This window comes from Peribacillus sp. R9-11 (assembly GCF_031345095.1).
GTDB classification, from domain to species: Bacteria; Bacillota; Bacilli; order Bacillales; family DSM-1321; genus Peribacillus; species Peribacillus butanolivorans.
In genome coordinates this window covers 3,307,766-3,330,393 of the sequence record NZ_CP133763.1, presented here as the reverse complement: position 1 = coordinate 3,330,393, position 22,628 = coordinate 3,307,766, and the positions used below count along the sequence as shown (strand labels likewise).

Annotated in this window: 22 protein-coding genes; all 22 read left to right on the top strand. The window is 42.4% G+C overall.

The window, feature by feature from the left end; all coding sequences use genetic code 11:
• Window positions 1-16 precede the first annotated feature (16 nt).
• A complete protein-coding gene (locus RE409_RS16080) occupies window positions 17-592 on the top strand; it encodes a TRAP transporter small permease (RefSeq protein WP_201185271.1) in 576 nt (191 codons plus the stop codon).
• Entirely contained in the window at window positions 589-1,866 is a 1,278-nt protein-coding gene (locus tag RE409_RS16075; protein WP_201224113.1) for a TRAP transporter large permease subunit, read from the top strand. Before RE409_RS16080 ends, RE409_RS16075 begins: the two co-directional genes overlap by 4 nt.
• A gap of 62 nt (window positions 1,867-1,928) precedes the next feature.
• Entirely contained in the window at window positions 1,929-2,969 is a 1,041-nt protein-coding gene (locus RE409_RS16070) for a TRAP transporter substrate-binding protein (protein ID WP_242485406.1), read from the top strand.
• A gap of 27 nt (window positions 2,970-2,996) precedes the next feature.
• Window positions 2,997-4,247: a nickel pincer cofactor-dependent isomerase, group 22 gene (locus tag RE409_RS16065; protein WP_201224117.1), complete on the top strand. Its 1,251-nt coding sequence runs from the start codon at window positions 2,997-2,999 to the stop codon at window positions 4,245-4,247.
• Window positions 4,248-4,311: 64 nt separating this feature from the next.
• The gene (locus tag RE409_RS16060; RefSeq protein ID WP_201224119.1) at window positions 4,312-6,516 is read left to right on the top strand and encodes a dihydroxy-acid dehydratase domain-containing protein; all 2,205 of its coding nucleotides are present in this window, start codon (window positions 4,312-4,314) and stop codon (window positions 6,514-6,516) included.
• Window positions 6,517-6,577: 61 nt separating this feature from the next.
• The gene (locus tag RE409_RS16055; protein ID WP_057219004.1) at window positions 6,578-7,345 is read left to right on the top strand and encodes an IclR family transcriptional regulator; all 768 of its coding nucleotides are present in this window, start codon (window positions 6,578-6,580) and stop codon (window positions 7,343-7,345) included.
• Window positions 7,346-7,376: 31 nt separating this feature from the next.
• Entirely contained in the window at window positions 7,377-8,264 is an 888-nt protein-coding gene (locus RE409_RS16050) for a fumarylacetoacetate hydrolase family protein (RefSeq protein WP_201224127.1), read from the top strand.
• A gap of 11 nt (window positions 8,265-8,275) precedes the next feature.
• Entirely contained in the window at window positions 8,276-8,581 is a 306-nt protein-coding gene (locus RE409_RS16045) for a UxaA family hydrolase (RefSeq protein ID WP_053346444.1), read from the top strand.
• 4 nt (window positions 8,582-8,585) lie between these two features.
• Window positions 8,586-9,743, top strand: a complete 1,158-nt coding sequence (locus RE409_RS16040; RefSeq protein WP_056520625.1) for a UxaA family hydrolase — start codon at window positions 8,586-8,588, stop codon at window positions 9,741-9,743.
• 21 nt (window positions 9,744-9,764) lie between these two features.
• A complete protein-coding gene (gene gucD / locus RE409_RS16035; protein WP_201224129.1) occupies window positions 9,765-11,234 on the top strand; it encodes an alpha-ketoglutaric semialdehyde dehydrogenase GucD in 1,470 nt (489 codons plus the stop codon).
• Window positions 11,235-11,301: 67 nt separating this feature from the next.
• Window positions 11,302-12,450, top strand: coding sequence for a galactonate dehydratase (dgoD, locus tag RE409_RS16030; protein WP_053346443.1), 1,149 nt, complete (start codon window positions 11,302-11,304; stop codon window positions 12,448-12,450).
• A gap of 19 nt (window positions 12,451-12,469) precedes the next feature.
• Window positions 12,470-13,378, top strand: coding sequence for a dihydrodipicolinate synthase family protein (locus RE409_RS16025; protein WP_201185261.1), 909 nt, complete (start codon window positions 12,470-12,472; stop codon window positions 13,376-13,378).
• Window positions 13,378-14,325: a U32 family peptidase gene (locus RE409_RS16020; RefSeq protein ID WP_201253624.1), complete on the top strand. Its 948-nt coding sequence runs from the start codon at window positions 13,378-13,380 to the stop codon at window positions 14,323-14,325. Before RE409_RS16025 ends, RE409_RS16020 begins: the two co-directional genes overlap by 1 nt.
• 75 nt (window positions 14,326-14,400) lie before the next feature.
• Window positions 14,401-15,360 (top strand): C-terminal binding protein, encoded by a 960-nt coding sequence (locus RE409_RS16015; protein ID WP_201185259.1) that lies wholly within the window; start codon window positions 14,401-14,403, stop codon window positions 15,358-15,360.
• A 14-nt stretch (window positions 15,361-15,374) separates the two neighbouring features.
• Window positions 15,375-16,238, top strand: a complete 864-nt coding sequence (locus RE409_RS16010; RefSeq protein WP_201185258.1) for a fumarylacetoacetate hydrolase family protein — start codon at window positions 15,375-15,377, stop codon at window positions 16,236-16,238.
• 23 nt (window positions 16,239-16,261) lie between these two features.
• Window positions 16,262-17,218 (top strand): sugar kinase, encoded by a 957-nt coding sequence (locus RE409_RS16005; RefSeq protein WP_201224135.1) that lies wholly within the window; start codon window positions 16,262-16,264, stop codon window positions 17,216-17,218.
• A 14-nt stretch (window positions 17,219-17,232) separates the two neighbouring features.
• Window positions 17,233-17,865, top strand: a complete 633-nt coding sequence (locus RE409_RS16000) for a bifunctional 4-hydroxy-2-oxoglutarate aldolase/2-dehydro-3-deoxy-phosphogluconate aldolase (RefSeq protein ID WP_201224137.1) — start codon at window positions 17,233-17,235, stop codon at window positions 17,863-17,865.
• Between the two features lie 224 nt (window positions 17,866-18,089).
• Window positions 18,090-18,905: an ATP-dependent sacrificial sulfur transferase LarE gene (larE, locus tag RE409_RS15995; protein ID WP_053346436.1), complete on the top strand. Its 816-nt coding sequence runs from the start codon at window positions 18,090-18,092 to the stop codon at window positions 18,903-18,905.
• On the top strand, window positions 18,902-19,669 hold the full coding sequence (larB, locus tag RE409_RS15990) for a nickel pincer cofactor biosynthesis protein LarB (protein ID WP_056520512.1): 768 nt from the start codon (window positions 18,902-18,904) through the stop codon (window positions 19,667-19,669). Before larE ends, larB begins: the two co-directional genes overlap by 4 nt.
• Window positions 19,650-20,531 carry a nickel pincer cofactor biosynthesis protein LarC gene (locus tag RE409_RS15985; RefSeq protein WP_201224141.1) on the top strand — a complete coding sequence of 294 codons (882 nt, stop codon included), beginning with the start codon at window positions 19,650-19,652 and terminating at the stop codon, window positions 20,529-20,531. The genes larB and RE409_RS15985 overlap by 20 nt, the downstream gene beginning before the upstream one ends.
• Window positions 20,528-21,004: a nickel pincer cofactor biosynthesis protein LarC2 gene (larC, locus tag RE409_RS15980; protein ID WP_098176427.1), complete on the top strand. Its 477-nt coding sequence runs from the start codon at window positions 20,528-20,530 to the stop codon at window positions 21,002-21,004. The genes RE409_RS15985 and larC overlap by 4 nt, the downstream gene beginning before the upstream one ends.
• 652 nt (window positions 21,005-21,656) lie before the next feature.
• Entirely contained in the window at window positions 21,657-22,418 is a 762-nt protein-coding gene (locus RE409_RS15975) for an SDR family oxidoreductase (protein ID WP_201185247.1), read from the top strand.
• Window positions 22,419-22,628 lie beyond the last annotated feature (210 nt).

Here is a 22,628-nt window from a genome sequence, read left to right as displayed (position 1 = left end):
AGGGGGAGATGTAAAGATGAGTAAAATATCCAGACTATTAGAAAATACTTTGAACATTGTTATGGCTGCTGCATTAGCGATCATGGTTGTTCTCGTCTTTGGCAATGTAGTTCTTCGATATTTCTTTAATTCAGGTATCACTTGGTCAGAAGAAATGTCAAGGTACCTTTTTATCTGGCTGACGTTCCTCGGTGCCATTGGTGCTTATAAAAACAAAGAACACTTGGGTGTTGACATGGTCATTAAAAGGCTTCCAAATAAGATGAAAAAAGTGGTGCTCGTTATTAGTGATTTGATGATATTGTTTGTCCTTCTCCTTGTCCTGGATGGTAGCTGGAAAATGACTTTGATTAACATTGATAGTACAGCGCCTGCTACTGGTATGCCATTAGCATTTGTATATGGGACAGGTATCCTTGTTAGTGTTTCCATGGGTTTATTGATCATTAACAATTTATATAGGATCTTTTTCAATAAGATTAAGGACGAAGAATTAGTCAGTATTAGTGAGTCTGAAGAGCTAATCTCTCTCCATGGTGATGAATTTATAACAGAAGGAATTATAGAAGGGAAGGAGGAGAAACAAGGATGATAGGTGTATTTGTCGGATCTTTACTAGGAGCAATGTCTTTGGGAATGCCTATTGCTTTTGCCTTACTCGTAAGTAGCGTAGTGTTAATGTACGCTCTTGGTATTTTTGACAGTCAAATCATCGCGCAAAACTTAATCAGTGGTGCTGATAATTTCCCACTCATGGCGATTCCGTTCTTTATGTTGGCGGGGGAGGCAATGAATCGGGGTGGATTGTCACGGCGTATCGTTGAGATGGCAATGTCTATGGTTGGGCATATCAAAGGAGGACTTGGCTATGTTGCAATAATTGCGAGTGTATTATTTGCAAGTTTATCAGGTTCAGCCGTTGCTGATACAGCAGCTCTTGGGGCTATCTTAATACCAATGATGACAAAAGCTGGCTATAATGTGAACCGTTCAAGCGGGTTGATAGCATCTGGTGGAATTATTGCCCCAATCATCCCACCGAGTATTGGTTTTATTATTTTCGGTGTAGCCAGTGGTGTGTCCATTACAAAGCTATTTATGGCAGGGATCGTTCCGGGGATTCTACTTGCGGTCGGACTTACTATTACCTGGGCCATTATAGCACGCAAAGATAATGTAGCCGTTAAACCTCGTGCCTCAATTAAAGAAATACTTATTTCACTTCGTCAAGGGATATGGGCTCTATTCCTACCCGTCATTATCATTGGGGGATTGAAATTCGGATTATTTACACCGACTGAAGCTGCAGTCGTGGCTGCAGTGTACGCAATATTTGTCGGTCTAGTAATCTATCGTGAAATGAAAGTGACAGATTTGTACGATGTCTTTGTTCATGCCGGAAAAATGACAAGTGTGGTCATGTTTCTGGTCGCAGCAGCACTCGTGTCATCTTGGCTGATTACTGTAGCTGATTTACCTGGTCAGGTAATTGGCTTGTTGGAACCATTTTTGGATCATCCACTCCTTCTATTAATAATGATTAACTTGCTAGTTATTGTAGTTGGAACAGCGATGGATATGACGCCGACGATCCTAATTCTCACACCTGTTTTGATGCCGCTAGTTGAAGCAGCAGGAATTGACCCAGTATACTTTGGTGTCCTGTTTATCCTGAATAATGCCATTGGTTTGCTTACACCACCGGTTGGAACCGTTTTAAATGTCATGTGTGGGATAAGTAAAATCAGTATGGAAGACATCATGAAAGGGATATGGCCTTTCTTGCTCGTTGAAGTAATTGTTTTGATTTTGTTAATCTTGTTCCCATCCTTAGTGTTAGTCCCCCTAGGATGGTTTACATCCTAATGGAATGAAACCAGTAATTGGATTTGTATGCTCAGAGTTATAACATTTTAGGAGGAAATATGATGAATAATTGGCTTAAGCGTTTGGCAGCTGGTGTGATTTTGCCGGGAATATTACTTTTAAGTGCTTGTGGAAGTGCACAAAATGAAAGCGCTACAACAGACGGTATCCAGGAAAGAACAATCAAAGCAGGTATCGGAAATAGTAAAATGCACCCACAAGGGCAGGGGATGGTCAAATTTAAAGAACTGCTTGAAGAAAAAAGTGGAGGGAAAATGAAAGTCCAAAACTTCTTTGATGCCACCCTTGGAGATGATCAAAAAATGACAGAAGCTCTTCAAGGAGGCTTACAGGAAGTAACAGTTCCTTCAACTTCTCCACTTGTGGGGATGATAAAGGAATTTGGAATCTATGACTTTCCATTTGTCTTTAATAATGAAGAAGAAGCCTATTCAGTACTTGATGGTGCTATAGGTAAAAAGCTTTTGGATAAATTACCGGAACATGATTTAGTAGGTCTGGGATATTGGGAAAACGGCTTCCGAAACTTAACAAACAGCAAACACCCAGTTGTAACAGCTGATGATTTCAAGGGCCTTAAGATACGTACTATGCAAAATGAAGTGCACTTAGATGCATTTTCAAAGTTAGGGGCTAATCCATCTCCCATGGCTTTCTCTGAAGTATTCACCGCATTAGAAACAGGCACTGTTGATGGTCAAGAGAATCCTCTCGCGACAATTCAAACGCAAAAATACAATGAAGTACAAGACTACTTAAGCCTTACAAAGCATGTTTATACACCATTTGTATTCCTTGTCAGCAAAAAGTTCTGGGATGACTTATCGGAAGAAGAACAAAAAATCATGAGTGAGGCTGCACAAGAGGCTGGAGAGTACCAACGGTCACTTAATAGAAAGGAAAATGAGAAAGCACTTAAATATCTAGAAGAAGAAGGAATGAAAATCAACGAAGTAAAGCCGGAAGAAATGGCAAAAATGAAGGAAGTTATTCAACCAGTGACGGACAAGTTTGCCCAAAAATTCGGCCCGGATCTTGTTGAAGAAATGATGACCGAAGTTGAAAAAGTGCGCGGTAATTAAACAGCACTGCAGTATGGAGGAATGATAATGAATATTATCTCTGAGCTTTTACGAGAAATTCAATTACCGAAAATGGTCAAAGTGCGGCAGGTATTTCATGCACCTCAACTCGCTGATGTAGCGGGTGAGGTGCAAAAGGCGATAAAAGAAGCTGGGGTCTTATCAAGAATAATTGAAAATGACAATGTGGCTATTGCTGTAGGAAGCAGGGGGCTAGCAGATCTCCCTATATTGGTAAGAGAAACAGCAGCTGCAGTTAAGAATGCAGGAGGCAATCCATTTATTGTACCTGCAATGGGGAGCCATGGCGGAGCAACAGCGGAAGGGCAAATTGACGTGTTGCATCAGCTGGGTGTGACAGAAGAAGTGGTTGGAGCGCCAATAAGGTCTTCAATGGAAGTGGTGAAACTGGATGAGTTGCCTAATGGGCTCCCTATATATATCGATAAATTTGCCTATGAATCGGACAAAATTATAGTCATTAATCGGATAAAACCACACACTGCATTTCGTGGGCCGGTTGAAAGTGGTCTAATGAAAATGATCACAATTGGTTTAGGTAAACAAAAAGGAGCCGAAGCAGCTCATGCATATAGTTTTAAGTATATGGCTGAGCATGTACCTGAGATGGCGAAAATTTCCTTATCGAAAGCTCCGATTATATTCGGCATTGCGACTATTGAGAATGCCTACGATAAACCTGCGAAAATCGTAGCTGTACCGGCGGAGGATTTAGAAAAGGTTGAGCCGGGACTGTTGATAGAAGCGAAATCGTTAATGCCAAAGATTCATTTCGATAAGATGGATGTACTTATTGTAAATGAACTAGGAAAAGACATTTCCGGAGATGGAATGGATCCAAACATAACGGGCAACTTCGCCACTCCTTATGCTTCTGGCGGTCCAGAAGTTAAACGGACCGTTGTCCTTGGACTTACCGAGAAAACTCATGGGAATGCAAACGGCATCGGTATGGCTGATATGACGACGAAAGCGGTCATGAATGAAATTGAATGGGAAAAAGGGTATGCCAATGCACTCACCAGCACCGTGACAGATGTTGTAAAGCTCCCTATGTTTTTAGATACTCAGGAATTGGCTGTAAAAGCTGCAATTAAAACGTGCAATGCCTTCGATTTAAATCAAGTAAGAGTCGTAAGAATAAAAAATACACTTGAGATCGGTGAAATTTGGATTTCTGAAAGCATGATGGAAGAGGCTGAAAGAAATAGCAAGTTAGAAATCTTGTCAGAATTAGAAGACTTGGTTTTAGACTAATAGATACCCTTCTTTATTTCTTTTAATAGATTTCATTTGAAAATAGTGAAAAGGAGTGCTTTAAATGACTCACCTATATCCGCTCATTGATAACGAAGTTAACCCTTACCGAGATAACGTACAGGGAAAAGCAAATGAACCGATTACGGTCGCGGGTCTGCTTGACCGCTCCAAATTGACACTTGGTTCTACCTATGAAGGTGGCAAGCCGGACTGGACGCTGGAAGAAATTTATATGCGGCTTGAAAGAAATGCGCCGCGTATTGCGATTATCGGCGGTTCATCCGATCACCCGGCGCACATTATGGATTACCAAACGTCCGCACGGGCAGCAATCCGCATCTGGCAAAATGGCGGTGTGCCGTTTCACTTCTCGACACCGGTAATGTGTGATGGAACTGCACAAAGCAATCAAGGGATGAGTTACTCACTTCAAAGCAGAAATGCGGTTGCACAAATGGTTGTCAATCAGCTTGAAGCTCACAGTTATCATGGTGCATTCGTTATTCAAGGGTGTGATAAACAGCCTCTTGGTGTTGTAAGCGCGCTCGCGCATGTCGACCGTGTGCGTCGCAACCGCGGTGAAGCGCCCTTTTTCGCGACATTCGCACCTGCTCACGTATTAGAAGGTGGTTCAATTCCTGCCGACGTGATAGAAGAATTGGAAGCACTGGCGAAAAAAGCGGAAAGTGAAGGTGTAGCTGATGTAGCGGTTGATTTACGTGATACGATGGCGTATATCTTGCAATGTTCATCGAATACTGCATTTCAGGGTGTATTCGAACGTGCATATGAACGTGGCATCTTGACGAAAGAACAGCATAAATATTTTGAAATGAGGCTTGCTGTGGCTACTTGTGATGGCCAGGGAGGCGTGTGTGCCTTTAACGGAACAGGCAATAGTTCACGTCATCTAGTTGCAGGCATGGGACTCGTTCATCCAGCAGTTGAGCTATTAACAGATCCACCATCACAGCGCCAGATTAACGCCGTGCTTGATAGCTTTTCTGTAATGATTAACGACGAGCGATACGGAGTGGCCAACATTGTCGCATCGAATATAAAAAATGCAATACGCATTCACAGCGCTTCGGGTGGTTCTACGAACTTAATGATGCATATCGTAGCTGCCATGCTATATGCAGGATACAAATTCAGCTTATGGGATCTTGACCGCATTCACCATTTACATCCGATTCCTGATTTATTTGATTACAGCTTGACTGAAGGACGTGACATTTATTCACTTGCAATGCAGTGTTGCAGTGGCACAAGCCGTGGGATGGAAACGCTTGTTTACGAACTTATTGAAAATGGTGTACCAATGGATCAGGATGTTCCAACAGTCGCCGCAAAAACGTGGAAAGAACGTCTTGCGATTACACGCAGCCTTCAGGCAGTAAATGTAAAGAATAATCAAGTTATTTTATCCACTCCACGCCGTGGATTCAGCGGTGTAGATGTATTAAAAGGAAACTTTTTTGAAAGTGCTGTTGTGAAAATTAGCGGGATGCCGACACCGCAGCTTAATCAGTTCGATGATAAGCTAGCATTCGTTCTTTATTACGAAAATGAAGATGATGCCAATAGAGGCCTGCTTGATTCAAGCCTGCTCTCGAAAATAAAAGAGCAAAAGCTGTTCGAGCATGATCATCTTCTTGCATCACTTAAATACAATAATGAGCCTGAATGGTCACGAATAAAAGATGCACCTTACGAGGAATTATTTGACGAGATGGCTGATCAAGGTACTTTGAAAATTGCCGTCATTATCGCAGGGCAGGGTCCCATTGCTTTCGGTATGCCAGAAATGTTTACACCGATGCAACATATTAATGCTAACCGTGTTATGAAAAAACTCGCAACAATCATTAGCGACGGCCGCTATTCGGGTGTCACTTACGGCGCCGCTATTGGTCATATGACACCAGAAGCATATGAAGATGGAGGCATTGGTTTCCTCCAAACGGGTGATGTTGTTCATCTTCAGCTTCGCGAGGGCCGCATTGATTTTGTCAATGCCGCTCAACTTCTTACCGGAAAGGTTGTGCATGAGTTTGAGGATTATATAAAAGAAGAAAGACAATCATTGGTCACGGAACGTAAGCAACGAATGAAAGATCGTCAAAAAATGGTTGCGGCCAGCAACCGGATGTATGGACATACAGATGCGGCAAATGGGGTTGTACCAATCGCCGTCGTAGAAGATGCTACACTTGATTATGAACAGGATATTTTGCTTCTGGAAAAAAACATAGTAATAAAGTAAGGAACGCTCGTCATAAATCCGATAAAATAAAGATAGACAGAAAATGAAGGAGTGAAGAACAATGCCTATCATCCAATCAGTGGAGCGCGCATTGAAAATATTGGATTTATTTGACGAGCGTGACAGGGAATTAACTATCACAGAAATAAGCAAACGAATGAATTTGCATAAAAGCACGGTTCATTCGCTTTTAAAAACCTTACAGTTGCATCAATATATTTCACAAGGTGAAGAAAATGGCAAATACTCTCTAGGTTTAAAGCTATTAGAGAGGGGGAGCGTGGTGGTGACCCATCTCGATTTGCGTAATGTCGCAAGAAAACATCTTGAATGGCTTTCCGAGACCACAAACTTAACGCTCCACCTCGTCATATTAGACGGGCAGGAAGGTGTATATATCGATAAAGTGGAAGGCAGAGGGGTTACGGTTTTGTATTCTCGTATTGGCCGCCGTGTCCCGATACATACAAGTGCAGTAGGTAAATCACTAGTGGCAACTAAAACCGATAGTGAACTAGATTTGCTCTTGGACGGCTATGTATATACAGGACCAACCGAAAGATCAATAAGGTCAAAAGAACAGTTCTTAGCTGAAATCGAAAAAGCACGTATTGCTGGGTATTCAATGGATAATGAAGAAAACGAACCAGGAATTTTCTGTCTGGCTGTGCCAATAAAAGATTATTCAGGCAAAGTAATAGCCGCTATGAGCGTATCGATGCCTTCATCGAAAGTAAATGAAGAAACACACGAGTATTATGTACGTATATTAAAGGAATGCAGCAGTAAAATTTCGCAGGAGCTTGGATATGAATATCAAAAAATATAAAACGTGACTGCCATTTAGGAGGGACTAGCAAATGAGAATTATTCGCTATGTAAAAGAAAACGAGAAACAACTTGCTGCCGTGACAAACGAAAACAAGGTGGTGGATCTTCCGTTTATAGATTTTATGTCGTTGATTGAAACGGCACGTCAGAAAAACAAAACTGCGTTTGATATTGTAAAACAAATAGTTGCCGAAGAAGAAAAACAGCCATTAGAAGGTCTTAAATTAACAACGCCCATCGACGCACCAGAAGTATGGGCATCTGGTGTAACGTATAAAAAAAGCAAGGAAGCACGTAATTACGAAGCAACGCAAGGAAAGCTTGACCGCCAAACGTTCTATGACAAAGTTTATGATGCAGTGCGTCCCGAGATTTTCTTTAAATCGACTGCAGCAAGAACCGTAGGACCGAATGATCCAGTTTACTTACGTTCAGATTCACACTGGCAAATCCCGGAGCCAGAGCTTGGTCTTGTCATCGACAAAGAAGGGACGATACTCGGATACATCGCAGGTAATGATATGAGCTGCAGGGACATTGAAGGTGAGAATCCACTTTATCTTCCACAGGCAAAAGTATGGAAAAATTCTTGCTCTATCGGACCGGCCATCTTATTAAAAGAGGCTGTTTCGGATCCATATGACCTTAAAATAATGTGCCGTATCTATCGAAATGAAGAAAAGGTATTTGACGGAGAAGCAAAAGTAAACCAACTGAAACGTAAACTGGAAGAGCTTGTAGAGTATTTAGTGTTAGATAACATTATTTTTGACGGAACAGTTCTGCTCACAGGTACATGCGTGGTTCCACCGAATGAATTTACATTGTATGACAACGATCGGATTGAAATTGAAATTCCAGGCATTGGAATTTTGAATAACCCCGTCATCCAAAGTAATGCCGTACAAACAATTTAAGGAGTGACAAAATGAGCGAATATAAAACCCTGTATTTAAGTAAGGAAGATAGTGTAGCTGTTGCCTTATCCGAAATTCCTGAAAAGACATCAGTGGTTGTGAAAGTAGGTCAAGATGACCTCGCTGTAACCGTAACCATTCTTGAACCGATTCGCTTTGGCCATAAGTTCGCAGTTAAAGCGATCGAACATGGAGCAGACATCATTAAATACGGTGAAGTCATCGGTGCAGCCTCCGCTTTTATTCCTGCTGGAGCACACGTTCATGTACACAATTTAGAAGGCAAAAGAGGAAGGGGTGACAAGATTGCTGAATGAAAAAATGCAGTTTTGGGGCTACCGCCGTCAGGATGGACGCGTAGGTGTCCGGAATCATGTTCTGATTTTACCGACGATTACTTGCGCAACGCAAACAGCTCAGCGCGTAACAGAGCTGGTAAGCGGAACAGTCACATTTATTCACCAGCATGGCTGTGCGCAAGTAGGCACTGATTATGATCAAACGGCCAGAACCTATGCGGGAATGGGTATGAATCCAAATGTATACGGTGTCATTGTACTTGGCCTTGGCTGTGAAACACATCAGGCGCATCGAATTGGAGATGAGATTGCCAAATGCGGCAAACCAGTCGAAACGGTGTCGATACAGGATCATGGCGGCACACTTCAAACCATTGCAGAAGTAGCTAAAATTGCAGTCAAAATGGTACAGGATGCCTCGATGGTACAACGAGAATTATGTGATTTTAGCGAGCTGATTGTCGGCACAGAATGCGGTGGGTCGGATGCATGCTCTGGATTATCGGCGAACCCAGCAGTCGGGCGTACGAGCGATTTGGTTGTCCAACAGGGGGGAACGGCTATTTTAGCAGAAACGACTGAACTCATCGGAGCAGAGCATTTGATAGCTAACCGGGCAGCAAACGACCAGGTAGCTAAAAAAGCTTATGCGGTTATTAAAATGATGGAAAACCGCTCGATTCAAATGGGCGTAGACATTCGCACCGGAAATCCAAGTCCGGGCAACATTGAGGGAGGTCTCAGCTCACTCGAAGAAAAATCACTAGGGGCTGCGACAAAATCAGGTACAACCCGGCTGGAGGAAGTCATTGATTATGCACAGGTACCGACGAAAAAAGGGCTCGTATGGATGGATACGCCTGGCCACGACATTGAGCAATTGACGGGCATGGTCGCAGGCGGTGCCCAAATCGTTCTCTTTACAAGTGGACGAGGCACGCCAACTGGTTCTCCGATTGCACCTGTTATTAAAATTTCAACGAATACGCCAATGTTTGAGCGGATGAATGAAAATATGGATTTAAATGCAGGTACGATTGTCGATGGTATAGAAACCGTTGATGAAGTGGGCCGGCGCATTATGGATGAAATTCAACACGTTTCAAACGGAAAACTCACAAAAGCGGAAATATTAAAGCAGCATGACTTTGGGATTTGGAGAATTGGACCAACATTTTAATATAAAAAGGAGCCAAAAACAATGATATCAACTACATTTGCAACGAAAACATATAAAAATTTTATTAACAATGAGTGGGTAAACGCATCTTCTATGGAGACGATTAAAAGCATTAATCCGGCGGATAAAGAACCGGTTGGCTACGTTCAGAGCTCAACGGAAGATGACTTGAACAAAGCGGTAGTATCTGCGGATAAGGCGAAGAAAGCTTGGCGTAAGCTTGGACAGTCTGCACGTAGCCAACTTCTTTTCAAAACGGCCAATATCTTAGAAGAAAACCTCGATGAAATTGCTGAAACAATGACCCGCGAAATGGGTAAAACATTACCCGAAGCAAAAGGCGAAACGGCACGAGGTGTTGCGATCTTACGTTACTATGCAGGGGAAGGAATGCGCAAAGATGGCGATGTTATTCCATCATCTGATAAAGATGCCCTTATGTTTACAAAACGTACACCACTTGGTGTTGTCGGCGTTATCACGCCATGGAACTTCCCAGTTGCGATTCCCATATGGAAAATGGCTCCGGCCCTTGTATATGGCAATTCCATCGTGTGGAAACCTGCTACGGAGGGAGCTGTTACAGCAGCAAAAGTGATGGAATGCTTCACAAAAGCCGGCTTCCCAGAGGGTGTTGTGAACTTCATTACCGGTACAGGATCTATCATCGGCCAAGGACTCATCGATCATCCGCTTTTAAATGCAATCACATTTACCGGTTCTGAAAGTGTCGGGCAAGGTGTAGCGAAGTCAGCTTCCGCGCGTGGCATTAAATATCAGCTTGAAATGGGTGGCAAGAATCCAGTTATCGTGACGAAAGATGCGAACATCGATCAAGCAGTCGAAGCAGTCATCAGCGGTGGATTTCGTTCTTCTGGCCAAAAATGTACAGCTTCAAGTCGTGTGGTCGTTGAATCAAAAGTCTATGATGAATTTAAACAAAAACTTGTAGACGCAACTGCAAAAATTACCGTTGGCAATGGTCTACAAGAGGGTATTTGGATGGGTCCGTGTGCAAGCGAAAGCCAGTTTAATACGGTGAAAGAATACATTGAAAAAGGCAAGCAGGAAGGCGCAAAACTCATACATGGCGGAGAGATATTAACTGGCGGAGATTACGATAGGGGCTTTTTCATTACTCCAGCGATTTTTGAAGACGTCACGACGGATATGGTGATTGCACAGGAAGAAATTTTTGGACCAGTTATTGCACTTATAAAAGCAACCGATCTTGTCGAAGCAATTGACATGGCAAATAATACGAAATACGGATTGAGTGCATCGATCTTTACTTCAAATATTAGCTCAATTTTAGAATTCATCGATGAAATCGAAGTAGGGCTTGTCCGCATTAACGCAGAAAGCGCAGGCGTTGAGTTGCAAGCACCCTTCGGCGGCATGAAGGCATCAAGCACAGGTTCTCGAGAGCAAGGTGAAGCGGCGAAAGAATTTTATACAGCATTAAAAACGGTTTTTATTAAAGGTTCTTAACAAAAGAAAGAGAGGTTTTCATATTTGAAGATCTCTCTACTTCCAAAAAAACATTGCGAGGTGCCAAATGAAAATCACAAAAATTTCTCTATTCAAAGTTCCACCCCGCTGGCTATTTTTAAAAATCGATACGGATGAAGGCATTTCTGGCTGGGGGGAGCCTGTCGTTGAAGGCCGTGCTGAAACGGTAAAAGCAGCAGTTAACGAACTGACCGATTATTTAATCGGGAGAAACCCGAACGACATTGAAGACATTTGGCAAACGCTTTATCGAGGGGGATTTTACCGAGGAGGCCCTATTTTAATGAGTGCCATTTCTGGCATTGAGCAGGCATTATGGGACATTAAAGGAAAATACTTTAATATTCCTGTATACCAAATGCTCGGGGGCAAAGCACGTGAAAAAATTAAAGTGTACTCGTGGGTCGGCGGCGATCGTCCAGTGGATGTCGTTGCTGCCGCAAAAGAAAAACAGAACGAGGGCTTTCTCGCTGTCAAAATGAACGCATCAGAAGAAATGAACTACATAGACAGCTTTTCGAAAGTAGAAGCGGTCATTGAACGCGTAGCGTCAATTCGGGAAGCGGTAGGGAAAGACTTTGGCATTGGTGTAGATTTTCACGGGAGGATTCATAAAACGATGTCAAAAACGATCGTGAAAGAACTCGAACCATACCGCCCAATGTTCATTGAAGAGCCGGTGCTGCCAGAAAATAATGAAGCACTTCGTGAGATTGCCTGGCACACGACGTGCCCGATTGCGACGGGTGAAAGGATGTATACTCGCTGGGGCTTTAAGCAGCTTCTTCAAGATGGCTATGTCGATATTATTCAGCCGGATCTGTCTCACACAGGTGGTATTTTAGAAGGGAAAAAAATTGCCGCGATGGCAGAAGCGTATGATGTAGCCATTGCGCCGCACTGTCCGCTCGGCCCAATGACACTCGCTTCATCGATTCATCTGGATGCTACGACGCCGAATTTCATTATTCAGGAGCAAAGCCTTGGTATTCATTACAACAAAGGGATGGATATTCTCGATTATGTTAAAAATTCTGAAATATTTGACTATGAAAATGGTTATGTGAACATTCCGGATAAACCGGGTCTTGGGTTAGAAATTGACGAAGAAAAAGTGAAGCAGGCAGCAGAAATAGGACATGATTGGAAAAACCCAATTTGGCGTCATGAAGACGGAAGTATCGCTGAATGGTAAAAAAGAGGAGGTCAAAACAATGAATTTTCATGGAATCATTCCGCCGGTAGTCACTCTTTTTGACGAAGCGGGAAATTTAGATATAGAGCTGAACAGAAGCTATATGGATCAAATAATTTCACGGAATATTGACGGTATTTTATTGATGGGAAGTTCAGGTGAGTTCTCATCACTTACAACAGAAGAACGAAAGCTATACGTACGCGAAATGATTAAGCACATTAACGGTCGAGTGCCGGTTATGGTTGGCGTTGGACATACCGCATTAAAAGAGGTACATGAATTAACTTCTTATGCAGAAGAGCATGGAGCTGATGGGGTTCTTGTAGTCAACCCATATTACTGGAAACTGTCTGACGAACAATTATACCGTTATTATTCCAGCGTAGCTGATCACACAAATCTACAAGTGTTCATTTATAACATTCCACTTTTAACAGGACAAAATATATCGGTAGAATTGATTAAAAGATTAGTAGTAGATCATTCAAATATTGCCGGTATTAAAGAAACAGTCAGTGATTTCGGCCACCTGCGGCAAGTCCTGACCGAAGTGAAAAAAGTTCGCAGTGATTTCCGTGTCTTTTCTGCATTTGATGAGCATTTACTTCCAGCTCAAATGATTGGTGCAGCGGGTAGCATTAACGGAAGCGCTGTTTTTGCACCTGAAATATCCGTTGATTTATATAATTCATATCAAAAAGGTGATCTGGAAAAAGCACAGAAAAATCATCAAATGATTTCAAAGCTGATGGATATCTACACGTACGGACCGACATTTTTTACTGCCATGAAAGAAGCCGTTCATCAGCGCTGGTTTGACGTATCCGCTGGACACCGTGCTCCGTGTGATGTATTCCCGGCTGATTTGCGTGACAAAGTAACGGCTCTTTTAAAAAATATTGATATGAAAGAAGGTGTCCAATAATGAAAGAATCACGCGACTTGCTCGAGCAATTAGGCTACCCATCAACTGATCTTAAAGAACTTCCGACATCAACGAAAACATTTCCAGACGGGGCGCAATACCGCATTGAGCTTCCAAGTGTAGAAGGTCCAGTTGCACTAAAAGAAACATTGAAAGAAATTGACCGCTTAGGCTTAACGATTCACAGAATATCTCAAGGAAGCGGCATCATGCTACAAACGGATGAAGAAATTAAAGAAATGTGTGAAATGACAGCAGAACGTGGAATGGAGCTTAGTTTGTTTGTCGGTCCCCGAGGTTCATGGGATGTCAGTGCGGGACCGCTTACACCTGGGGGCAAATCACAGGGGATACGCCATGAAGGTGCTGACCAGCTTGTTTATGCAATGGAAGATTTGAAAAGAGGAGCAGCTCTTGGTCTACGGGGTGCGTTAGTTGCAGATGAAGGACTTCTTCTTATAACGAAAGAAATGAAAAAGCACCGACAGTTGCCGGAAGATTTTGTTGTAAAAGTTTCGGTCCAAATGGGGTCAGCCAATCCAGTATCCGTTAAATTAATGGAAGACATCGGAGCGAATACGTACAACGTGCCACCTGCATTGACGCTTTCTAAACTTGCAGCGATTCGTCTAGCAATAGACATTCCAATTGATTTGTATGTCGAGGTACCGGATACATTTGGCGGCTTTTTGCGCTATTATGAAATACCGGAAATTATCCGTGTATTGGCGCCAGTTTACATCAAATTTGGTCTTCGTAATCACCCTGATGTATACCCATCTGGGAAACAATGGGAGAGTACGAACATCTCACTTGCACATGAACGTGTACGCCGTGCCGCAATTGGAATTCAAATGATTGAACGATATTATCCAGAAGCGAAAACATCGAAACTTGGTGCGGAAGGCCTCGGAATTGCGAAAGTCGAAAAAGCAGCTGCGAAATAAATGATTTTCACCTGAAACGGGAGGAATCCCCCTGACCTAAAGGGGTTTAATACCATATGTGGGAGTGGAGTCTAAATGGCCTTTAAAATATTATTAACGGATTATGAATTTGAGCATTTGCAATATGAAGAAGACGTTTTTAAAGAAAGCGGATTGGACATTGATTTCATAAAAGCGCAATGCAAAACAGAAGAAGAAGTTATTGAGTTGGCAAAAGAAGTGGATGCGATTTTAAATCAATATGCTCCTGTCTCACGCCGTGTCATTGGATCACTTGAAAACACGAAAATCATATCCCGCTACGGTGTCGGGGTCAATACAATTGATCTCGATGCGGCGAAAGAAAAGGGGATTACTGTTGCCAATGTACCTGATTATGGTATGGAAGAAGTTTCGAACCATGCATTGGCGCTTTTGCTTTCATGGGCGCGCAAAGTGACGCTGTTAAACAATGAGGTAAAAAAAGGTAACTGGGACTTTAAAGCTTGTGTGCCGATTCATCGTTTTAACGAGCAAACGGTTGGGGTTCTTGGTTTTGGTCGTATTCCGCGTCGTTTCGTGGAAAAGGTGAAACCGCTCGGCTTTAAAACGGCTGCATACGATCCATTCGTATCGGCAGAAGATATGGCAGCCGTCGGCGTTCAAAAAATGAATCTCGAAGAAATTATTAGTGAAGCTGATTATTTGTCAGTACATGTACCGCTAATTGATGATACGTTTCATCTGATCAATGAGGAGCGCTTAAAACAAATGAAAAGAAACGCGGTCATCATTAACACAGCTCGTGGGCCGATAATCGATGAAAAAGCACTCGCTGAAGCACTTGAAAAAGGGATAATTGCAGGTGCCGCACTTGATGTTACAGAAGATGAGCCGGTCAGCATCGATAGCCCGCTTCTCAAAATGGACAATGTCATCATCACACCGCACAGCGCCTGGTATTCTGAGGAAGCGATGATTGAACTTCGTCAAAAAGCAGCGAAAAATATCGTTCAGGTCTTAAACGGCGAAAAAACACCATACGCGTTGACGTAAGAAAGGATAAAAATATGAAAATAGCATCTTTTTCGGTAAAATCCGACCATCATATCGGCATCGTACAAGATGATCAAATCATAAGTTTAACGGCACTCGGTCCAGATGATTTTCCTGCTTGTATGAAAACGTTTATAGAACGAGGAAGCGAGTTGCGTAAACGTGCTGAACAGTTAATCGAGCAACGGGGTAATGACGATGCAAAATTCTCACTATCAGAAGTAAAATTCCTCCCACCGATCGCACAGCCGGAAAAAATCATTTGCGTCGGGCTGAACTATATAGATCATTGCACGGAAACTGGGATGGAGCCGCCGGCTTCACCGGTCATTTTTTCAAAATATGCGAATGCGATTGTCGGTCAAAATGATGTTATTGAAATCCCAATTAATTCAAAAGAAGTCGATTTTGAAGCAGAGCTTGCGATTGTCATTGGAAAAAAAGCGAAAAATGTGTCAGAAGAAGAGGCGAATGACTACGTCTTTGGCTATACAATTATGAATGACATTAGCGCGCGGGATTTGCAATTTCAGGATGGCCAGTGGTCACGCGGCAAAACGGCGGACACATTTGCGCCAATAGGTCCTGTTGTCGTTACACATGATGAAGTGGGTGATCCCCATGAGCTGGCGATTTCCCTTGAATTAAACGGAGAAATGATGCAGGATTCCAATACAAGTAACTTAATTTTTACCGTTCCGCAAATCATCTCATTTTTATCACAGTCCATGACGCTAAAGCCAGGTGATTTGATTGCAACTGGTACACCACCTGGCGTTGGAATGGGACGTAATCCGAAAGTCTGGTTGAAAAACGGTGACCGGATGAACGTCAGTATTGAAAGAATCGGTACGCTTTCTAATCACGTTAAAGCCTAACATGAGAGAAAGAAGTTGATGATATGGATGTTGTAACAATCGGAGAAACGATGACAGTATTTACCCCGAATGAAGAAGGACCCCTTCGCCACGCCCGCTCTTTTTCAATGAAGTTCGGCGGTGCGGAATCCAATGTCGCGATCGGGTTAAGCCGTCTCGGTCACAGGTCACGCTGGATAAGCCGTCTCGGTGAGGATGAATTTGGCGATGCGATGCACTCGTTTATTCGCGGTGAAGGTGTCGATGTCTCATATGTAACACGAGATGCTAATGCGCCGACCGGAGTCTTTTTCAAAGAATTCAGGCGGCTAAATGATACGCGAGTCTATTACTACCGTAAAGATTCGGCGGCTAGCAAAATGACAGCAGAATTACTGGCGGAACATGTGATTCAAGACGCCGTTTACTTACACATTACCGGTATTACTCCTGCACTTGGTGAGTCGTGCCAGTTGCTCATAGACAAAGCGATCCGCATTGCCAAGGAAACCGGAACAAAAATCGTCTTCGATCCGAATATTCGGTTGAAAATATGGGCGGATGAAAATGAAGCACGTCACTTCATTACAAAATACGCATCGGAAAGTGATATCGTCATGCCGGGTGTGGCAGAAGCTGAATTTTTATTCGGTTCCTACACACCGGAGCAGTTTATCGATCATTTTCATGAACTCGGAGTCGAAACAGTTTTGCTGAAATTGGGCAAAGAAGGTTCTCTAATTTCATCCCCGTCTGTACCGAAAACACACGTACCAGGATTTTTTGTAGATCGTGTCGTAGACCCAATCGGTGCTGGGGACGCTTTTGCATCTGGTGTACTCTCCGGCCTTCTTGATGGACTGGCGTTAGAAGAAGCTGCACGGCGCGGAAATGCCATGGGAGCAATGGTAACGATGGTAAATGGCGATGTAGAGGGTTTGCCGATACGTGACGACCTCGATTTATTTATGAGTGGCGGAGCAGAAGATGTGACTAGGTAGAAAGGTGGAAAAGAATGACTAAACTAGTAGAGCTGAAACAAGGAAAGTTAGTCGCCGTTATTCGTGGTGCACGTCCCGATCAAATTGTACCAATCGCCAGAGCCCTGAATAAAGGTGGAATCCGAACACTCGAAATAACAGTAGAAACACCCAAAGTTTGCGAGTTAATTGATAAAGTAAAAGAGGAGTTCGGCGATGATATCATAGTGGGTGCCGGTACAGTATTGGATCCAGAAACGGCTCGTTCGGTCATCATGGCTGGAGCGGAATTTATCTTTTCGCCAACCGTCAATATTGAAACGATTAAAATGGCAAAGCGCTATGGCATTATTAGCATCCCCGGTGCGCTTACACCAACTGAAATTTTGACAGCTTACGAGCATGGAGCCGACGTTATTAAAGTATTTCCGGCAGATGCACTTGGGGTTGGTTACTTTAAAAATCTTAAAGGTCCGCTGCCTCACATCCCTCTAATGCCGACTGGCGGTGTTAATTTGGATAACCTCGCTTCCTTTTTAAAGGCAGGTGCCGTCGCAGCGGGAATCGGCAGTTCTTTAATCAACCCAAAGAAATTGCTTTCAGAGGAAGATTACACTGAACTGGAAGAAACGGCAAAAAAATTCTCTGCTATTGTACAAAATAATTAGAGTAAACCGAAGCTAATACGCGGGGCTTTATAGGGAAATAGGGATGAAATAAAACGTAAAAAAAACTGGAGCCATTTCCACCTTCTCTATTTTGTCATTGGCAACTTAAAAAAATCCCTGTAGAGCCTCTGTTCAATCTTTATGTGGCACTTACAGGTGTTCCTGTTAGCAGTACAGGAGGATAAAATTAGTATTATTTTATCAAGAAAGGAGAACAATTTGGCATGATACAAGAAAAATACAAAAAACTTCAGGATATTCTTGTAAAGATGGAGACTGTTGTGGTCGCATTTTCAGGAGGGGTAGACAGCACATTTTTGCTTAAAGTTGCAATTGATACTTTGGGATATGACAACGTGTTAGCCATTACAGCGGATTCGGAAACTTATCCGTCGAGCGAGCTGGAAGAAGCCATTATGCTCTCAAAATGGATCGGTGCCAGCCATCGTGTCATTCAAACATCAGAGTTAGCCATTCCAGGATATACAGAAAATAACCAAAATCGCTGTTACTTTTGTAAAAGTAGTTTATTTGACCACTTGCTTCCTATTCTTGAAGATTATGAATTTAATAATATTATTTATGGGGTTATTGCCGATGATGCGAATGAATTTCGTCCAGGCATGAAAGCAGCAAAAGAAAAAGGCATCCGGGGACCTCTTCAAGAAGCGAATTTATTCAAAGAAGAAATAAGAGTGTTGTCTAAAGAAGTAGGTTTACCAACTTGGGATAAACCATCATTTGCCTGCCTATCATCACGTATAGCCTACGGCGAAATCATTACGAAAGAAAAATTGACGAAAGTAGATAAGTCAGAGGCTTATTTAAAATCATTAGATATTCACCAGGTGCGTGTTCGGACCCATGAGGATACCGCCCGTATAGAAGTAGATCCTGCTGATATGCCACTTGTGCTTGAATATCACGTTTTAATTACGAAACGTCTGAAGCAATTTGGTTATAAATATGTCTCTTTGGATCTCACGGGCTATACAAGCGGGAGTATGAATTTAGCGCTTAAAAAGGAAGAAATGGTATGATTGACGATATTCTAGAGCAGGTACAAAATGGTACATTGACAGCAGCGGAAGCAAAAACAAAACTTGCATCCTATGAAAATTTAGGGTTTGTAAAAATTGATCATCATCGTAAAAAAAGACAAGGCTTTCCCGAAATTGTATTTGGAGAAGGGAAAACAGCAGAACAAATTTTAACGATTGTTCAATCGTTACGGGCTAGGAATGATTCTGTACTAGTGACACGTATTTCTCGAGAAAAAGCGTTATTTGTACAAAAAGAATGTGGGGAATTTGAGTACAACGAGATTGCACGGACACTCGCATGGGTTAAAGAAAAGAAGAAAACTAATGGTTCATATATCGCGATTGTGTGTGCTGGGACATCGGACTTGCCCGTTGCGGAAGAAGCAGCCGTCACGGCCGAAACTTTAGGTATTCCAGTCAGGCGTATTTACGATGTGGGTGTCGCAGGGCTGCACCGACTTCTTGATAATATAGACGAAATACGAAATGCGACTGTTTCGGTATGCGTCGCGGGAATGGAGGGAGCGCTTCCGAGCGTGCTAGGAGGCCTTGTCATGAATCCGATTATTGCTGTGCCAACAAGTGTTGGCTATGGTGCGAATTTCAACGGATTATCGGCACTTTTATCGATGCTCAATTCATGCGCATCAGGTGTAAGCGTTGTCAACATTGATAATGGATTTGGTGCGGCATACAACGCAGCGCTCATTTACAAACTCGTACATAAAAAGGAGGTCAATGATGAGGACATTATATTTTGACTGTTTTTCTGGCATAAGCGGCGACATGGTAATTGGTGCTTTGATTGATGCAGGTGCCGATCCTTTTCAAATGGAAGAAGAGTTAAAAAAGCTAAATATTGAAGAAGAATATACTCTGTCCTGGGAAAAAGTTGTTAAAAATGGTATTGCCAGTACAAAATTTGATGTCATTCTTTCCAGAAAACCGGAGCGCCTTCATGAACACATCCATAGTCATGAACACCATCACCATCACGAACATAGTCACTCCAACGACCATAGCCATGATCACGAGCAAAGTCAAATTCTTGATCACAATGAGCATAGTCACTCCAACAGTAATAGCCATGAACACCATCATCATCATGATCACCGCACGTACAAACAAATTGTCGAGATAATCAATGAGGCTAACTTTAATGCATCGGTTAAGAACATGTCACTTGCTATTTTTAAGAAGATTGGTGAAGCTGAAGGGCACATCCACGGGCTTCCCCTCGAGAAAGTTCACTTTCACGAAGTAGGAGCGGTTGATTCGATTATAGATATAATTGGAACAGCAATTTTAATCAATCAACTCGGTATTCAATCGGTACTTTCATCAGCCATCCCAACGGGGTCTGGACATATTCATATTGATCACGGTATATACCCGGTTCCTGCACCTGCTACACTGGAAATATTAAAAGGTGTACCGATTGCCGCAAGCGATATTCGATCGGAATTGGCTACGCCCACAGGGGCTGCAATCGCAGCTGTTTTAGCAGAATCATTTTGTCCGCTCCCGACCATGACTGTCAAATCAATCGGCTATGGTGCGGGAACAAAAACATTTAAAAATCATCCGAACGTCCTTCGCATTATCATAGGAGAGATGCAATGAACCACCCACCTGATCACGAGCATATCGATGACCAAATGATCAAAATGGAAGTTAATCTAGATGATATTTCCGGTGAATGGCTAGGCTATGTAATGGATTTGCTGTTTGAATCAGGGGCAAATGATGTTTTTTATACGCCGATTTTTATGAAAAAAAATCGACCGGGAGTATTGTTGCAGCTTCTCTGTTCACAACAGATGATTCCCGAAATGAAAAAGATATTATTTGCTGAAACAACGACTCTTGGTATCCGCTACTATCCGCTTACGGTGCACAGGCTTGAACGCTCATTTTCCAAAGTACATTCACTATGGGGCGCGGTAACGGTAAAGAAAGGGGTATATGGCGGGCAGCTCGTGCAACAAGCACCTGAATTTGAGGACTGTCGGAAAATTGCTGTTGAGAACAATATACCACTTAAACAAGTGTATGAAGAAGTATGGAAGTGTCTTGGGGAGGAGAAAGAAAATTGAGTCTTGTGTCGATTCTTACATTGGATTCTTATTAGGGAAAAAACATGCGTTAGTACCGGAGAATGTTATTGCAGAGGCAACTACAGCAGGCAATAAGAAAAAAATATTGCGGTCCACACTTACGGGCGTGTATTGGGGATTCGGCCATACTTGTACTCTGTTCCTGCCTTGTATTAGGCTAGTAATATTTGGACTAAGCTGTTTTTTTACATACCGTCAGAATATCAGGCACGATCATGAGCATGAGTAACATGTTTTCTCTTTAAAAAGGAAACCAGGGTAGTACAGACTGTCGGTAACGTCCAGGCAGTCTCTTTTTATATTTATTTATTAAGATTGTCGATAAGTACACAACATTACTGGGAAGCCCTCATCAAGGTAAAGATGTTTTCTCGTCGGTGATTTATTTTGGAAAGCCCCCAATAGCAAAAGCCCCTCGTGCTATGTGCCATGAGTTCAGAACGACGACAAGATGCTACAGTCGGGGGGACTTTGAAAAGCCTATTCCCTTAATAGGAAAAGGAATGATTGAGGCCATTCAGTTCAGTGAAATTGCCGCTTGAAGAAATTGTGCAGGATTTTGGATTAATGGAGATCCCGGATGTATCTTTAAAGATATTATTTGGCCGGATTAAACGAAAGAGGTGAAGATATGGTAGTTAATTTATTTGGATTAGAGGGAAAAGTTGCAGCGGTGACAGGGGCTACTAGAGGAATAGGACGTTCTATGGCTATAGCATTAGCAGAAGCGGGTGCAAACATTGCACTACTTCAGCGTTCGGTTGAACAAGTTGATGTAAAGTACGAAATTGAAAAATTAGGAAGAAAATGCTTGATTATTCCCTGTGATTTAGAAGATTTAAATCAAGTAAAGGAAGCAATTCCTAGTGTCGTCGCGCATTTTGGAAAGATTGATATTTTAGTTAATAATGCTGGTATTCAGCGCCGCTCACCTTCAGTCGATTTTCCAGAATCCGATTGGGATGATGTGATCCAGGTGAATTTAAAAACAGTTTGGCTTTTATGTCAGATGGCAGGTCGCTATATGGTACCACAAAGAAAAGGGAAGATTATTAATATGGCCTCTCTGCTCTCTTTTCAAGGGGGATTAACCGTCCCAGCGTATGCAGCAGCAAAAGGCGGAGTAGCACAGCTAACAAAAGCGTTGTCTAATGAATGGGCACAATACAATGTGAATGTAAATGCCATTGTTCCAGGTTATATAGCTACAGATATGAATGAGGCTCTAATCAATGATGCTGCAAGAAACAGGCAAATACTTGAACGAATTCCAGCGGGGCGCTGGGGAAACTCGGAAGATTTTAAGGGGGCTGTTGTATTCTTAGCTTCGGAGGCAGCAGGTTATGTTCATGGTCATTTATTATCTATTGATGGTGGATGGTTAGGCAGATAATCTTCAAATGTGTTATATCTGGCGAATATTTATATTTTAGTAGAAAGACAGTTATGTATTTGCTTAACCCGTTTTAGAATCCTAATAAAATTATGATGTTGAAATTAAATTACAAAAACAAAAAAATACGGATATTATTGAAATGAAGTTATATTTCCAGAAGGTTTGTAAATGAAGGATGGCTCAAAAATCAGTATATTTTCCTCAGAT